Origin of the sequence: Micromonospora sp. NPDC005324, assembly GCF_040607155.1 — a bacterium.
Classification (GTDB): Bacteria; Actinomycetota; Actinomycetes; order Mycobacteriales; family Micromonosporaceae; genus Micromonospora; species Micromonospora trifolii.
Map to the genome: position 1 here is coordinate 125,954 of NZ_JBEXGE010000007.1, position 14,863 is coordinate 140,816.

Genomic DNA, 14,863 nt, shown 5'->3' on the forward strand with positions numbered 1-14,863 from the left:
GATGTGTGGTCTCATGTCGTGGTGATCACTCCGACTCCCCTCATGCGCCTGGTGGCCGGTGTGTGGGGGTTCAAGACCCTCGCGGCCGGCGTCGAACTCGGCCTCTTCACCCGGTTGGCCGGCGGGCGGACGATGACCGTCGAGCAGGCCGCAGCCGAGTTCGGGCTGCCCGACCGGCCCGCTGACCTGTTGCTGGCCGCCAGTGCGTCGCTCGGCCTGTTGGAGAAGGCCGGCGACGGTTACCGCAACTCCGATTTGGCCGAGCAGTTCCTGGTCGAGGGCCGCCCGTACTACTTCGGGGCGCAGGTCCGCTACTCGGACCTGCGCACCTACCTGCCCTGGCACCGCATCGGCGAGGCTCTACGCACGGACCGGCCGTTGACCTGGGACCCGGAATCCCAACAGTCGATGTTCGACACCGAGGACCCGGAGATGCTGGCGCAGTTCTGGGACGCGATGTTCTCGACGTCCAGCTTCACCGCGAGCGCGTTGGCCGACGCGTACGACTTCTCCGCGCATCGTCGACTGCTCGACGTGGGCGGCGGTGCCGGCGCGTTCCCGATCGAGTTCTGCCGACGCCTGCCCGACCTACGGGCGACGGTCCTGGATCTGCCGCACGTCTGCGTCCGGGCCCGGGAGCGGATCGCGGAGGCGGGCCTGACCGGGCGGATCGACGCGGTGGGCGGTGACTTCCTCGCCGACCCGGCGCTGCCGGACGGGCACGACGTCATCCTGCTCAGCATGATCCTGCACGACTGGGACGAGCCGACGAACAGGGCGTTGCTGGCCCGGTGCCACGCGGCGTTGCCGCCCGGCGGGGCGATCGTCGTCTGTGAACTGCTGCTCAACGACGAACGCACCGGACCGCCGGAGGCGGCCCTGATGGGGATGAACATGCTTGTCGAGACCGAGGGCGGCCGGAACTACTCGGGCGCCGAGTACACGGCCTGGCTGACCGACGCCGGTTTCGTCGACGTGCGTACCGTGCCGTTCGACGCGCCGGGCGCCAACGGCGCGGTGGTAGCCCGCCGGCCCTGACCGACGACGACACCCGGCCCCGGTGCGAACCGTGGGCCGGGTGTCGCGGCGCCTCACGGCGCGGGCGTCCGATCGGCTACCGGTACGGGTCAGGCGCGAGCCTTCGCCGGCTGCTTCATGAAGTCCATGATCGCCTTGTTGACCTCGTCGGGGTGGGTCCACGGGATGCCGTGCGGCGCGCCCTTGAGCGTGACGAGCTGGCCGGTCGGCATCATCGGCCCGAGCCGCTGCCCGGTCACCGGGTAGGGCAGCACCCGGTCCTGGTCACCCTGCACGATCAACACCGGGATGTCGACCTTCGGCAGGTCCTGGCGGAAGTCCTCCTGCCAGGCGTCCACACTGTCGTGGGTGCCCTTGGCGGAGGCCATCGCGCCGATCTGCCAGTGCGCCCGGTACGCCTCCTCGCTGACCCGCTTGCCCATGTTCTGGTCCGGGTTGAAGAACGCGTCGCAGAAGGACGTCAGGTAGGCGAACCGGTCCTTGATGATGGCGTCCTGGAAACCCTTGAAGAGGCTCCGGTCGACGCCCTCCGGGTTGTCGCTCGCCTTGGCCAGCATCGGCTGCAGCGGGCTGAGCACCACGGCCCGGCTGACCCGCTGGGAGCCGTAGTTGCCCAGGTACCGGATCACCTCGCCGGTGCCCATCGAGTGCCCCACCAGGGTCACGTCGCTCAGGTTCAGCTCCGTCATCAGCACGTCCAGATCCGCGGCGAACGTGTTGTAGTCGTACCCGAACGTCGGCTGGGCAGAGTTGCCGTATCCGCGCCGATCGTAGGTGATCGTCCGGTATCCGGCGTTGAGCAGCTGTGTGGTCACCTTCTCCCAGGTCGCCCCGTTGAACGGGAACCCGTGGATCAGCACCACCGGCTTACCGGAACCGTGATCCTCGTAGTACAGGTCGATGGGCGCGGAGTTTTCCGTCCCCACGGTGATGAAAGGCATGTTTGTCTCCTGCTCCGGTCTCGGGCTGTCGGACGCCCCGCGCTTTCCCGTCGGGTCGATGGATATGCCGGCCACCGGGAGCCCCTCCGGGACCCAGCTCACCCATCGACATTTATCGACGCAATCAGTAGGCTCGCCGGTAGTAAGTTTCGCCGTACGGGAGGTGGGCATGCTTCGACGAGTCCGCACGAGGGCCGCCGCACTGGCCGTCGGAGCGGCGGTGGCCGCCCTGGGCGCCACGCCGGCCGAGGCCGACCCGGTGGTGCCACGGCACGCCATAGTGGTCTGCCAGAGCGCCAGCTTCTACGCCAACTACGACTCCGCCGGCGGGCCTACCGGCCTCAAGCGCACCCTGGTCTACGGCAACAAGATCGGTCACACGCCGGGGGCGCACCCGGTCTACAACGGCTGGGCGGCGTCGTTCGACTTCGGCCCCAACGACTGGGGCTACCTGCGCGCCGAGTGCATCGGCGGGTACGACTCATGGTGACCCGACGTCGCGCCCTCGCCGGCCTGCTCGCCGGGGTCGTCGCCGCCACCGTGGCCCTGCCGTCCCCCGCGCAGGCCGCCAACGGCACCATCGGGGAACGGGAAAGGGTGTGCGCCAGCGACCTGTTCGTCCGTACCCAGCCCGTCGGCGCCTGGATGGGCACCCTCTACCAGGGTCAGACGTTCCTGGTCGAGGGTCCCCGCAGCGGCGGCTACGTCTACGGCTTCGCCTACGGGCACATCAACCGGCGCGGCTGGGTGCAGGACGGCTGGTTCTGCTGACTGCGCCCTGGCGGGGGTGTCCTGATCGGCCTAGCCTCGGGTGGTGAGCCTTCCGCCCCGGCTGCGGGCCGTCAGCGACCTGCACGTCGGGCACCCGCAGAACCGGGCGTTCGTTCAGGAACTGCACCCCGACAACGACGGCGACTGGCTGCTCGTCGCCGGTGACGTCGCCGACCGGTTCGCCGACATCGAGTGGGCGCTCGGGCTGCTGAGCAGCCGGTTCGCGCGGGTCGTCTGGGCGCCCGGCAACCACGAGCTGTGGACACCACCACGGGACCCGGTCACGTTGCGCGGTGAGGAGCGCTACCGCGAGCTGGTGCGGATGTGCCGGCGGTTGGGGGTGTTCACACCGGAGGATCCGTACCCGGTGTGGGACGGCGACGGCGGCCCGGCGACCATCGCCCCGCTCTTCGTGCTCTACGACTACACGTTCCGGGTGCCGGAGGCGCACACCCAGGAGGAGTCGCTGGCACTGGCGTACGCGGCCGGTGTGGTGTGCACCGACGAGGCGCTGCTGCACCCCGACCCGTACCCGAGTCGGGAGGCGTGGTGCGCGGCCCGGATCACCGAGACCGAACGCCGGTTGGCCGAGCGCGACCCGGCGCTGCCGACGGTGCTGGTCAACCACTACCCGCTGGTGCGGGAACCGACCGACGTCCTGCGGTACCCGGTCTTCGCCCAGTGGTGCGGCACCGTCCGCACCAGCGACTGGCACCTGCGCTTCGACGCGGCCACAGTGGTGTACGGGCACCTGCACATCCCCCGCACCACGTTCCACGACGGGGTGCGCTTCGAGGAGGTTTCTCTTGGCTACCCCCGCGAGTGGCAGCCCCGAGGTCCGGTGCCCGACCCGGTCCGCACCATCAACCCGGCCGACGACGTACGCAGGCGCTCGTCCGTCAGGGGGTGACGCCGTCAGGATTTCCGCAGCGGCCGGAACGCGGCCCGCACCTCGGCGGCGAAGAGTTCCGGCTCCTCCCAGGCCGCGAAGTGCCCGCCGCTGTCAGCCTCGTTGAAGTACGCGATGCCGGGGTAGACCGCCTCGGCCCAGCTACGCGGAGCGGGCCAGATCTCGCCGGGGAACGTGGTGAAGCCAACCGGCACTGTGACCGGCGGAGGAGCCTGACCGGCGGCCTGGGCCGCCGCTTGAAACCGCCCCTGCTCCCAGTACCACCGGGCGGACGAAGCGCCGGTACCCGTCAACCAGTACAGCGTGATGTTGTCGAGGATGCTGGCCCGGGTGAGGCCGCCGGCCGGCTCGCCGTCGAGGAACGCGCGGGAGATCTTGTAGTAGCTGTCCGTGTCGTGGTCGAGCATCCAGGCCGCCAAACCGACAGGTGAGTCCAGCACCGAATAGCCGATCGTCTGCGGCCGGGTGGACTGCTCCAGGAAGTAGCCGAAGCCGTCCTTGGCGAACAGGTTCAGCGCGTCGAGCGCGGCACGTTCATGCTCGGAATTGGCCGGCAACGTGTCCTTGATGCCGATCGCCCCGGCGAGCAGGTTCACGTGGATGCCGAGCAGCCCTTGGGGACCTTGGCGCCCCATGGCGTCCGTGACGGCGGCGCCGACGTCGCCGCCCTGCGCGACGTAGCGCGAATAACCGAGGCGGTCCATGAGTTTCGCCCACGCCTGCGCCATCCGCGCGGAATTCCAGCCAGGCTCGGTTGGCTCGCCGGAGAAGCCGTAGCCCGGCAACGACGGCAGCACCAGGTGGAACGCGTCCTCGGGCGTGCCGCCGTGCGCGGTCGGGTCGGTCAGCGGGCCGACGGCTCCGAGCAGCTCGACGACCGAGCCCGGCCAGCCGTGCGTCATGACCAGCGGCAGGGCGTTCTCATGCTGCGACCGCACGTGGATGAAGTGGATCTCGATGCCGTCGATGGTCGTCGTGTACTGCGGCAGCGAGTTCAGCTTCGTCTCGCAGGCGCGCCAGTCGTAATCGGTCATCCAGTAGCGGGCCAACTCCTGGATCGTCGCCAGCTGCACCCCCTGCGAGCGGTCGATGACCAGCTCGCGGGTGGGCCAGCGGGTAGCCGCGATCCGGCGACGCAGGTCGGCGATCGTGTCCTCTGGGGTGTCGAGCCGGAAGGGACGAATTTCGTTGTCGTTGGACATCTTCCCCACCTCGCCAGGTCGAGTCGGCCAGTGCCTATGCACCGACGGAATCGGCACTCGCTCAGTCTCACAGCGGGCCGGCGCCACCCGGGCCAAAACGCGAATCGCCGACGCACCTCGCCCGTGGGATGATCAACCGGTGAGCCAACCGGACGAATTCGACGACAACTGGCTAAATGGCGAGGAAGTCACCTGTCCGGAGTGCCACGAGCGCCTTTACCGCCTCGACCACTCGCCGCTGCTGGACTGCCATTTCCTCTACTGCGACAGCTGCCCAATGCGGGTGGATCTCAGTGACTACGACAGCACGTGTACGGCCATCGCGGACGCGTTGCCGTCCCGTGACGAGCCCTACCCGGCGCTGATGGCGGCGCTGGAGGCACGGCTACGGCGATGCGACTGCGGCGGGCGGTTCCGGGATTCGGCACCTCGGCGCTGCCACCGGTGCTCCACCGTCCTCACGGCCATCAGCGCGCCCTCCGGTGTCGACGTCTGGCCGGGTTGGTGGACGGATGAGACGGACACCGGTTCCCTGGAAGAGGCGTTCACCGCCAGGTACTTCCGCACCGAGCACCTCTGGGAGCACTGACGCTGCTGTTACGCACCGTCCACCCGGCCTCCGACCTGCGCCGGCGCACGTCCGTCAGCGGGTGAGGCCGACCACCGTGGCCAGTCGCGCCACGCCGGCCGGCGCCGGCTGCGCGCGGGCAACATCGGCGATCACGGTACGCGCCAACGGCCGGCACCGAACCTCAGCCGGCGCGACGCTGTCCGCGTCCACGAGGGCGCGGGCGGCCCCACGCAGGTCACCCACCTGGACGTACGCCCGAGCGACGTCGACCAGGTACGCACCCCGGTACTCGGCCGGCAACCGCCGCCACCCCTCCCGCCGCATGACGGTCGAGTGCCGTCGTAGCGCCCCGATGACGTCACCCCGTTGCGCCGCCACCAGCACCCGCGCCAGTTCGACGGCGACCAGCCCGAAGCTGGTGCGGTGCGGATCGTCGTACCCCCGAAGGCTGGCGGCGATCCCCGCGGCCCGATCGGTCAGCTCCTCGGCGCGGCCGTGCTCGCCGCAGCCAGCGGCGGCCAGGGCCGCCTGGAGTAGCAGGGTCCCGCCCAGCGCCCACTCCCCCGGCGGTCGCTGCCGCGCGGGCGCACCCTCGCCCTCGCCCTCGCCTCGTTGATCATGGGGTTGACGGGCGATTTGATCTCCACGAAGCCCGCCAACCTCATGATCAGCCGGGCAGACAGGGGTTAGGAGGAGGCGGTTCGCTGCGGTTAGGGCCGCTGTCAGGGCTAGGCGGTCGCGGTTTGACGCGCGAAGCGCCTGGGCTACCGAGATGGCCGCCGTTGCCGCCAGGATCGGGTTGTCGCCGGCGGCGGACATTGCCCGGTCGGCGGCCAACCAGCCGAGGTCGGCCTCGCCGAGCTTCACCAGCAGCGACGACGTGATCCGGTACGCCTGCACCAGCAACTCGGGTGACCGCACGGCCTGGATGGTGTCGAGCAGACCCGGCAACACCCGCACCAACTGCCCGTAGTGCGCGTGCTGGTAGCTCAGCCAGGCGTACCCGACCTGCCTTCTCAGCTCTTCCGGTGCCTGCCTTGGAGCCTGTGGGGTGTCGTAGCGGGCGAGCGCGGCGCGGATGTCGTCCACCCCATCCGGCGGGCCCGCCGAGGTGCTGCGCTGCTGACCGAGCAGCACCTCCGGGTCGACCCGCAGGACGTGAGCCAGCTCCTGGATAACCGAATAACGGTCCAGGGTGCGTACGCCCCGCTCCACCTTGTCCACCCAACTCTTCGACCTGCGCAACCGGTCGGCCAGCATCTGCTGCGTCATCGACCGCCGCACCCGCCAGCGGGCGACACGGCGGCCGATCGGGACGTCATCGCTGGTCACGCCGCCACCGCCGGTCCGGGACCGCGCGGGTCGTGTCGTTTACGGGTACGCGCTCCGCCTCCGCCTGCGCCAGAAGGCGCTGCTTGGCAGCCTCCCGCTCGGCCGCCTCACACTGCTCGGCCCTGCTCGTCGGCTCGTCCCCTTGCATGCCCACCTCCGCCAGCCGGCGCCGACGCTTGGACTCACCGAACCTCGGCTGTGCCTCTCGCGTCCTGTTTGGATGACCTGTCCTGTGGAACCAGGCTCCGCCGATTGGTAATGACGACTTCACCGCGAGTCACGGACGACTGGGGACGTCCTTGTTAGGCTGAGTTGTCCCCATGCCGTCCCCCAGCCCAGTGCGCAGGAGATGCGATGCCGAACGACCGTCTTCGCAACGGCATGCTCAAGAACGGTCTGACGGCATCGACGCTGGCGGAAAAGCTCGGTGTCGACCCGAAGACCGTCGAGCGGTGGGTGACACAGACCCGCAACCCGTACCCGCGTTACCGCCACACCATCGCCGAACTGCTGAGCGAAAGTGAGTCGTACCTCTGGCCGGACGCGCTTCCGACGCAACGGGCCGTGCAGATCAGCCAGTCGGAACTCATCCACATCTACCCGCGCCGCGGAGCCGTTCCCACCGACCTCTGGCAGCGGCTCCTGGAGCAGGCCACCCGACAGGTCGGCGTCTTGGTATATGGAGGACTGTTCCTGCCCGAGTTCAACCACCGGTGGATCGCGACGCTCCGCGAGAAGGCGTTGGCCGGGGCGCAGGTGGAGCTGCTATTCGGCGACCCAGAGGGCGAACACATCACCGAGCGTGGCGACGCCGAGGGCATCGGCGCAGCGATGTCAAACAAGATCCTGAATGCGTTGGCGTTCTACAAAGACCTACGGGACCTGGACAACGTCGGGATCTACTACCACGACACGATTCTCTACAACTCCATCTACCGCTTCGACGACGAGATGCTGGTCAACACCCATCTCTACGGCACGCCGGCCGCTTACGCGCCAGTGCTGCACCTGCGACGCCTCGGCGGCGGGGACCTGTTCGACAGCTACGTCGCCAGCTTCAACCGAGTCCTCGGGAAGAAGCGGGCCGTCTGGCCTGAGCACTGACCTGCAAGCGGTGAGAGGCTGAGAACATGGCCCGGATCGAGCACTACAACAACCCGAACGCCCCGAAGCCGAACGGCATCGTCGTCGCAGTGACCGTGTTTGTTCAGGACGAGCTAGGGCGGGTGCTGCTCATCCAGCGCACCGACAACGGCCTGTGGGCGCTACCCGGTGGCGCCCAGGACTTCGGCGAGTACGTTGCCGACACAGCGGTACGAGAGACGCGCGAGGAGACCGGCGTCGAGATCGAGGTAACCGGCGTGGTCGGGATCTACACCAACCCGAACCACGTGGTCGAGTACAGCGACGGCGAGGTGCGGCAGCAGTTCTCCATCTGCTTCCGAGGAAGATACGTCCGAGGCCGGACAGTCACCAGCAGCGAGTCTTCGGCAGTCGCGTGGGTCGAGCGTGACGAGTTGGATGGATTGTCTATCCACCCCTCGATGCGGCTCCGCATTGACCATGGCTTCGAGCACCTCGTCGAGCCCTACATCGGGTGAAGTGCGATCCGCTCCTGTGTTCGCTGCACAGCGTCGAGCAGCGGCAACTCTCCCTTGATCCAGAACCTCGTGACCAAGTCGGTCCGGCCGTATCGCTCGCGGATTTCCGCGAGCCTCTCTCCGACAGTCATGTCTTGGCCATCGGGGCCAGTAGTCATGTCGACAAACCAGAGAGTGTCTGACACAGGCGACATCTCCAGGGAGAATTCAGCAGCAAGAACGTGACCCAAGCCCCGCTCTGCTGCCTCGTATGAGGCGCAGGAGTGATGGGCAACCAGAGCAGCGAGCCGAGCACTGAACCCCACAGTTAGGAGCCACCGCGCACCGTCGAGGGCGTGGAAGCCGGTATCCCTAATGTCCACTGCATACCCGATATCGTGGAGCCACGCTGCCGCCGTGAGGAACTCAGCGTCCTCCCCTACTAGCCCCCCAAGCCGGTCAGCCTTCGCTGCAACTGCTTGCACATGTCGCCAACGACGCGGAAGCTCAGCGGCAAGATGTTGCTGGGCGGTCGCCGCCGCTTTGGCCCTGAGCGCGCTCATCAAGACATGATAAGCAGGACGGGTAGCATTGTCTACGCCAACCCAATTTCACGCAGAAACATGCTAGGGCCCGCATAATTTGGCCGAAACGATCGCTTCCACATGACGAAACCGCTGTAAAGCAGGTCGACATGACTTCGAGCCCTGGTCAGAACCACGTAGAATTTGCGCCTTTCCTCGGCAAGCTTCTCGGGATCTCGGAGGCTGGCGAAGAAAGGAAACTTCTCTTGATCCAACCCTAGTGCTATCACATAATCAAACTCTAGACCCTTGCAAGACGGAATCGTCAGCACTTCAACTCGTCCGAGAGGCTTTAGCCTCTGACCCAGTGTCACTATCTCACCCGCATGCGCGGTCGCCGAGGAGAAGTATGATCTCATCTCGCTAACCGCATTGCGCTCCTCCGCCTTGGAGGCGTCCGCCAGAGCCTCACCTAGACCAGCAAGGAGGAAGCCATCAATTAGAGCGACTACGCGAGCCTTCGAGTCCTGCCGTAGTTCGCGCAAGGTACGAACTAGAGCCACATCTTGCGACCTAGCCACTCGCGTGCCGAGCAACGCTCGCCATGAACGAAGAATTTCGCCTAAGCTGATGCCTGAATCTGCTGGCGATGCAACCCAGGCAGCCGCAGCGGCGACCAGGCGTGTCGTCCTAGTCTCTGGATACTCAGTCTTTCGAACGTAGAAGGGGACTCCTGCTGTCGTTAGGCTGGCGGCAACCGTCGCGACATCATCATTAGCCGGAACGACGATCGCTATCTCCTCGAGTGGAACAGCTTGGTCTTCCAGGGTCCGTACGCGTCGAACGGCCCAGTCCGATTGTTCCAAGAAGCCGCGGGGGCACCGGTGAGCTTGAACCTCGCCTCCAGGCCGCGTCCCCACTACCTGGCGGCCACTTCCGATAGCCAAACCAGCAATGTCGATGATTTGGCTACCGCTCCGATAGTTGGTCCTGAGATCCACCGGCGTAACGCCAGTCCGTTCCGACAACTCTTTAAGCAGCTCTGGCCGGGTGCCGGTCCATCCAAAGATGGCTTGATCCGGGTCCCCTACCGCGAACAGCGAGCTTCGGCGCTCTTCCCCAAAACACAGCGCCTCTACGAGACGGTGAAGCCCGGGGGCGAGATCTTGGTACTCGTCGACGTAGAGGCCATGGTAGCGAGCAACCAGTGACCTGCGGATACTAGGGAAGGTCTCCACTAGCCCGACGGACTCTGCAATGACTCCGTCGAAGTCGATTACACCCATGCCACGCAGCGCTCGGTCGAATGCATCAGCCACTGCACGAATATTGGGCCCGACTCCCGTCCACTCTTCTTGAGTGGGCATGAGCCTCCGCATACGCCTGACGGTCGCTCCGACCAATCTGTCATCAAGTCCGGCCGGCCAAACTGCCATGGCTGTGCGCATTGCGTCGCTGATTTGCTGCTTCGTAGCAATCTTAATGCCGCCGATCGGCAGAACGCCGGTGGCTGACTTGAACGGAAGCAGGATCCGATTGAGGGCGAACGAATGCACGGTACCTAGGAAAAGGGTCGAAGACCACCCAACCCCGAGAGATAGCACGCGCTCCGTCAGTTCTTCAGCAGCCGCGTTGGTTAGGGTAATGCAAGCCGCACCCCGAGGAGCCGTGATTCGATGCTTTAGGTCATAGGCGATCCTGGCAGCAAGAAGCTTCGTTTTTCCGCTTCCCGGTGGAGCCTGAACAACGCAGTTTCCTTCTGCGCTGAAGGCCTCCCACTGCTCCGTGTTGGTGCTCAGCTCAGCAATAGAGTCCTCTAGTCGCCCCATTATGGCGCAAGCAGCTGCAATACGGCGGCCACGTAGTCCGGCGCTGCAATCTTTTCCTGCGCGAGCCGCTGGGCAAACCGGCCCTTTCCGCCGCCATTTTTGATCGCCGCCAGAACATCATCGCAACTCGGATTGTCCCACTCGGCTACTCTCTTGCTCACCTGTGGACCGCACAGCTCACCGAGAACCCGCTTATAGCTCTCTACGTTGTCCAAAGAGGCCCGGTACACGTCGTATTCAAGAGTCGAATCCCCGACGGCGATCTGCGCCGAAGCGTCACTCTTTCTGTCTGTTGGCAAGCAATCAATGATCGCCTGCTTGCGATCGTCGCCGGCCTTCTTGCCCTTCTCGCCGGGGTCGCCGTCAGTGATGACCGACCAGGGGATACCCAGCGCTTCGCACAGCTTTACGTAGGGTGTGAAGTGGGTTCCGTGGATCGCGCAGACAGTGACACCCACCTTGTCCAGGTTGAGGCCTAAACTCCGTGCGATTGCAGGAATGATTACCTGCTCCGCATACCCTTCGACGAGCAGGACTCTCTTCGCAAACGCCAACTCCGCTCGCGTCGCGTCGAAGTAACGCTCAATATCGAGCCAGTCAGCCTCATCCAATTGCGCGTGAGAGGCGACGTAGGCCCTTGTCTTGGTGCCATCCGGTCTGAGGACAACCAGACTTCTTGGTTGAGCCACACTCACGATATGGGGCGAGTGAGTCGTGAGGAGAACTGTCCTGTTGGCGACATCGCTGTGAAGAAGACGCTTGAAGATGAGCCGCTGGAGGTGCGGGTGTAGGTGTGCCTCGGGCTCCTCGATCTCAAGAACGGTATGAGCCTCGTCGAGAGAAGCCGCACGTTGGTCAAGAAGTAGCTCAAGGAGCGCCAGGTACAGAACATTGAGGCTGCCAAGGCTGGCACTTGCAAGGGGGCGCCGCGCCTCCCCGTCGACATACATCCTGAGAGTGCGTAATAGGCGAAGGGGATCCTGTGAGGCGATACTCAACTCAGTCTCAAGTGCTTGGCTCCCTCCAACCATCTCGGCGGTACGTGAGCTGATGCGGTTGCCCAGATCCCGAACGGGTTCAAGCGCGGACACCTGTTCGTTGGCAGTTTGGACCGCCTTGCCGATTCTTTCCAGTTCCTCCTCTTTCACTTGTTCGGCCGTTGCAATTAAAAGAGGGCGAAGCGGGGACTTCCGCCAGTTCAGAAGGTCGCTCTCGACGTCGCGCAGAGCACCCAGGTATGCCAACCCAAGATACTTCCGAAGGTCGCCGGGCATGGGCTGATCAGCTAGAAGGCCACCGCAAATACCCCAGGAGTAGGTGGCCGCTGACGGCGGATCCGAATCGTCGGGCCCGAAACGGTAGGTGATCTTTGCCCGCATTGGACTGCTTGCCGGATCGATGCAGTCGGAGAGCACCGCGACGACATTATCGTCGTCCTCAAAGTCGGTCATCTCGACTGAAACTATGATTTCCTCGCCGGCCGCCATAGGGTCCCAGGTCGTGCTTCCGTCACTCAGCCCATCCCAGAAATCTTCCCGAGCCAGAACCCGATCGCTATTAGGGAGACGGGGGTCAAGCACCAAGCGCAGCGCATAAAGCAGGTTCGATTTCCCAGCCCGATTCTCGCCGACGATGACGGTACCTGGCAACAGGGGTATATCGATATCGGCAAGATTGCGAAAGTTTCGGATCATCAGTCGGTCTACGCGCATGGCGTGGACGCTACACCGTGGTATTCCCGCCAAGTTGTTGACGTTGGCAACTCTCCTGTCGGCAATCTGTCGCGCTCAAAGCCTTGGAAGGATCAAGAAGGCAAGGTAATCTCCGGCGATCCGTGATTTCGGTGCGGCTTTCGACATTAGCTGAGGCGACGTCAGCGGAATGACTGAACCGCTGGCGTCGCTCCTGTTGCGCCATCTGCTCGAACAGCAGGAACTGTCGAATGTCTACACCACATGTGAGAACTCTCTGTACGAGATCAAGGCGGCCCGCTCCGCAGGCCGCTCGCGCCGCCGACCAGGGGCCGGGCCTGCCGGCCCGCCGCCGACGCCTGCCGCTTCGCTCCCGGCGTCGCCGGTTCCAGCCCCGCCGGGCGGCGCGACGGCAGATAGTAAGAAGCCCCGGGCCGCCGATGAGGGGAGCGGTTCCGGGGCTTCGGGGAGACGAGGGGAGTGCCAGGCGAATCACGGGGGTGCTGTGGCAGTCGCGGAGCCGAGGTCGACGGTCCCAAGAGCAGGAAGGACTTTCAGGCCTCTGGCTCCAGGATGGGGGAAAGCCATCCCGCCCACCGTCGACCCAGGCAGAGCCGAGCAGACCAGGGCCAGGGCGCCAAGGTCGTTCGTCCGGTAGCGCGCTCCACCTTGGCGCCCTGGCCCTGGCCCGCTCCCCGGCGGGTGGGTCGACGGCAGACGGGATGGCGAACGTAGGGGTACTGCACTCAGGTGGAGCGAGAGGTCTGATCGAACTTCTCGGCGTGAAATTCGCGCCGCTGGTGGGCGCGGGCAAGTTCGGCGGCGAGTTGGTCGCGACGAACAAGGGCGTCTCTTCGAGCCGTCTGAACTACCGCCAGGTGTTCGTGCAGTTTCGAGAGATTCGCCTGAGCTTTTTCTAGGGCAGGTTGGCCCTTGATTGATTGCGTGGCTTCGATGTACTTAGTAATAACTTCGAGCCGGGACCCGGCTTCGTGCTCGAGTTGCATAAGCATTGCGAGGTCCGCCTCGGTGGAGTCAACTTTAACGCGAGCCTCATCAAGTGCCATCGTAGCCGCCACGAGTTCTGCGCGGTCACGCTCCAGTAGTACCCGAAGGTGGGTGGCTCGATCGACACTCGCAGTCGTGGCGATCTTCTCCGCTTGGCGAAGGGTGTCATCGCTAACTTGCGCGTGTAGGTAGGTCTCTGCATGCGCTAGGAAGGATCTAGTCGGTAGCATCACGAGGTTAGCTGCGGTTTTCTCTCGACACTCTAACGACAGCTCGGGTCTGGCCATGACGGTTTGGCCCTTCATGCGAAGGTACCAATCCTCCTTCACGTCGCCGGTAACAAAGACGAGCGACTGCGCGCCGCGCTCCCGTACCTCTTTCAACGTCTGGGACCAGAGGAAGTAGTCGCCGTGGCTCTCCTGCTTACTCGTGTCCTTGTAGCCAGGGGGAATCTGGTCCTGTACTCGTTTGGCGGCTTCAACCTTCTCCGCCTCTTCCTCCTCTTTCTCGTATGGCTTTCCAACTTTACCGGAGAAGATTTCTTGTAGCCTCGCCAGGATTGCATCGTGCGCTGCGGGGCGACCCACTCCGTGTTGCTTACGTAGGTTCCCAACGGCAGACGCAAGGGGCGTGAGGCTGTTCCGCAGCAGATTCAGGAGGTCGGTTTGCTCGTTGTCAGACAGCGCCGCACGGTTCACTAACTCCCGAATCTTTTTTTCGAGATCCTCCTCATACGTGCTGCGGTGGGTGTCCAGAGCTTCGATCACTGCTTTGTAGGCCGCGTCGTGTTCCATTATTACACTAAACCGGTTTCGGTGAAACTCTAGCCCTACTTGGTAGGGAATCCAGAGGCGATCTTTAACGAGAGTTAGGATGCTTAGTAGTTCCTCGCGCGCTTTCGGTGCGAACCGGTAAGCGCTCAGGATAACGTTTGTGTCAAGAACGATAAGGCCTGCGGTAATTCCGTCGCGCACGCTTTGTTCGCTGGGGGTAATGTACTGTCGGAACTGTTCGCTAAACTCTGCCATGAGGTAGTACGCCACTTCGCAGTCGGAGTGCGGCTTCGCGGGATCTGACGGTAATCTACGCGGCATCGTCCACAAGCACCAGAACGCTTGGCTTGGCAGAGGCATTTGGGCTGGGTCCTCCGCGAAGCCGGCGGCCGTCAGTGGCATCGTCGGTACCGTGACTGGGGACATTGGCGTCTTCAAGTAACCACCCGCCCGCCTGATGAGGGAGTGGCCGGAAGCCGCTGGGGAGCGGAAGCCGCCGGCCGGCGAAACCAGGCGGTACAGCAGCGAGGTACAGCAACCGACCACACCATGCGGGACCATGATGACCGCCATCAGACCGCCGACCAGCGGTGCGAGCCGTGCCGGACCGCGTTGTCGATCTCTGGGGGTCAAGGGGTCGTCAGCTCGATTCGGCCGATCTCGACACATGCCAGGAGGCCGTTTGGGGAGTTT

The 14,863-nt window shown here is 64.8% G+C and carries 14 protein-coding genes; 7 read left to right on the forward strand and 7 right to left on the reverse strand.

Annotated features, from left to right (window positions below; translation table 11 throughout):
- Positions 1-21 precede the first annotated feature (21 nt).
- A complete protein-coding gene (locus ABZS40_RS09910) occupies positions 22-1,038 on the forward strand; it encodes a methyltransferase (RefSeq protein WP_354942943.1) in 1,017 nt (338 codons plus the stop codon).
- A gap of 89 nt (positions 1,039-1,127) precedes the next feature.
- Here ABZS40_RS09910 and ABZS40_RS09915 read toward each other — a convergent pair whose 3' ends face one another.
- Positions 1,128-1,979: an alpha/beta hydrolase gene (locus ABZS40_RS09915; protein WP_354942944.1), complete on the reverse strand. Its 852-nt coding sequence runs from the start codon at positions 1,977-1,979 to the stop codon at positions 1,128-1,130.
- A 169-nt stretch (positions 1,980-2,148) separates the two neighbouring features.
- On the opposite strand from ABZS40_RS09915, the gene ABZS40_RS09920 reads away from it, so the two are divergent.
- The 3 genes from ABZS40_RS09920 to ABZS40_RS09930 are packed head-to-tail and all read left to right on the forward strand — an operon-like array spanning position 2,149 to position 3,660.
- Positions 2,149-2,469 (forward strand): hypothetical protein, encoded by a 321-nt coding sequence (locus ABZS40_RS09920; protein ID WP_354942945.1) that lies wholly within the window; start codon positions 2,149-2,151, stop codon positions 2,467-2,469.
- Positions 2,463-2,750, forward strand: a complete 288-nt coding sequence (locus ABZS40_RS09925) for a hypothetical protein (protein ID WP_354942946.1) — start codon at positions 2,463-2,465, stop codon at positions 2,748-2,750. The genes ABZS40_RS09920 and ABZS40_RS09925 overlap by 7 nt, the downstream gene beginning before the upstream one ends.
- 43 nt (positions 2,751-2,793) lie before the next feature.
- Positions 2,794-3,660, forward strand: a complete 867-nt coding sequence (locus ABZS40_RS09930; RefSeq protein ID WP_354942947.1) for a metallophosphoesterase — start codon at positions 2,794-2,796, stop codon at positions 3,658-3,660.
- A gap of 5 nt (positions 3,661-3,665) precedes the next feature.
- Here the strand turns inward: ABZS40_RS09930 and ABZS40_RS09935 are convergent, their stop codons facing one another.
- Positions 3,666-4,862 carry an epoxide hydrolase family protein gene (locus ABZS40_RS09935; protein ID WP_354943049.1) on the reverse strand — a complete coding sequence of 399 codons (1,197 nt, stop codon included), beginning with the start codon at positions 4,860-4,862 and terminating at the stop codon, positions 3,666-3,668.
- Positions 4,863-5,001: 139 nt separating this feature from the next.
- Between ABZS40_RS09935 and ABZS40_RS09940 the strand changes: the two genes are divergently transcribed.
- Complete coding sequence (locus ABZS40_RS09940; protein WP_354942948.1) at positions 5,002-5,451, forward strand: hypothetical protein; 450 nt, start codon at positions 5,002-5,004, stop codon at positions 5,449-5,451.
- Positions 5,452-5,505: 54 nt separating this feature from the next.
- On the opposite strand, the gene ABZS40_RS09945 is transcribed toward ABZS40_RS09940, so the two are convergent.
- Positions 5,506-6,765, reverse strand: a complete 1,260-nt coding sequence (locus tag ABZS40_RS09945; RefSeq protein WP_354942949.1) for a helix-turn-helix transcriptional regulator — start codon at positions 6,763-6,765, stop codon at positions 5,506-5,508.
- A gap of 354 nt (positions 6,766-7,119) precedes the next feature.
- Between ABZS40_RS09945 and ABZS40_RS09950 the strand changes: the two genes are divergently transcribed.
- Both ABZS40_RS09950 and ABZS40_RS09955 read left to right on the forward strand, forming a co-directional pair.
- On the forward strand, positions 7,120-7,869 hold the full coding sequence (locus tag ABZS40_RS09950; RefSeq protein WP_354942950.1) for a helix-turn-helix transcriptional regulator: 750 nt from the start codon (positions 7,120-7,122) through the stop codon (positions 7,867-7,869).
- Positions 7,870-7,895: 26 nt separating this feature from the next.
- Positions 7,896-8,366: an NUDIX domain-containing protein gene (locus ABZS40_RS09955; protein WP_354942951.1), complete on the forward strand. Its 471-nt coding sequence runs from the start codon at positions 7,896-7,898 to the stop codon at positions 8,364-8,366.
- Here ABZS40_RS09955 and ABZS40_RS09960 read toward each other — a convergent pair.
- The 4 genes from ABZS40_RS09960 to ABZS40_RS09975 form a co-directional block, all read right to left on the reverse strand.
- Complete coding sequence (locus ABZS40_RS09960; RefSeq protein WP_354942952.1) at positions 8,354-8,908, reverse strand: HDIG domain-containing metalloprotein; 555 nt, start codon at positions 8,906-8,908, stop codon at positions 8,354-8,356. The two genes, ABZS40_RS09955 and ABZS40_RS09960, sit on opposite strands and share 13 nt — an antisense overlap.
- Positions 8,909-8,940: 32 nt before the next feature.
- Positions 8,941-10,698, reverse strand: coding sequence for an ATP-dependent helicase (locus tag ABZS40_RS09965; protein WP_354942953.1), 1,758 nt, complete (start codon positions 10,696-10,698; stop codon positions 8,941-8,943).
- Positions 10,698-12,410, reverse strand: coding sequence for an AAA family ATPase (locus tag ABZS40_RS09970; RefSeq protein ID WP_354942954.1), 1,713 nt, complete (start codon positions 12,408-12,410; stop codon positions 10,698-10,700). The genes ABZS40_RS09965 and ABZS40_RS09970 overlap by 1 nt, the downstream gene beginning before the upstream one ends.
- A gap of 725 nt (positions 12,411-13,135) precedes the next feature.
- The gene (locus ABZS40_RS09975) at positions 13,136-14,839 is read right to left on the reverse strand and encodes a PIN-like domain-containing protein (protein ID WP_354942955.1); all 1,704 of its coding nucleotides are present in this window, start codon (positions 14,837-14,839) and stop codon (positions 13,136-13,138) included.
- Positions 14,840-14,863 lie beyond the last annotated feature (24 nt).

Excerpts from the sequence above, each read along its gene's own strand:
- ABZS40_RS09915 (WP_354942944.1), bottom strand. The coding sequence starts at position 1,979 with ATGCCTTTCATCACCGTGGGGACGGAAAACTCCGCGCCCATCGACCTG.
- ABZS40_RS09920 (WP_354942945.1), top strand. The coding sequence starts at position 2,149 with ATGCTTCGACGAGTCCGCACGAGGGCCGCCGCACTGGCCGTCGGAGCG.
- ABZS40_RS09925 (WP_354942946.1), top strand. The coding sequence starts at position 2,463 with ATGGTGACCCGACGTCGCGCCCTCGCCGGCCTGCTCGCCGGGGTCGTC.
- ABZS40_RS09935 (WP_354943049.1), bottom strand. The coding sequence starts at position 4,862 with ATGTCCAACGACAACGAAATTCGTCCCTTCCGGCTCGACACCCCAGAG.
- ABZS40_RS09950 (WP_354942950.1), top strand. The coding sequence starts at position 7,120 with ATGCCGAACGACCGTCTTCGCAACGGCATGCTCAAGAACGGTCTGACG.
- ABZS40_RS09955 (WP_354942951.1), top strand. The coding sequence starts at position 7,896 with ATGGCCCGGATCGAGCACTACAACAACCCGAACGCCCCGAAGCCGAAC.
- ABZS40_RS09960 (WP_354942952.1), bottom strand. The coding sequence starts at position 8,908 with ATGAGCGCGCTCAGGGCCAAAGCGGCGGCGACCGCCCAGCAACATCTT.
- ABZS40_RS09965 (WP_354942953.1), bottom strand. The coding sequence starts at position 10,698 with ATGGGGCGACTAGAGGACTCTATTGCTGAGCTGAGCACCAACACGGAG.
- ABZS40_RS09970 (WP_354942954.1), bottom strand. The coding sequence starts at position 12,410 with ATGCGCGTAGACCGACTGATGATCCGAAACTTTCGCAATCTTGCCGAT.
- ABZS40_RS09975 (WP_354942955.1), bottom strand. The coding sequence starts at position 14,839 with ATGTGTCGAGATCGGCCGAATCGAGCTGACGACCCCTTGACCCCCAGA.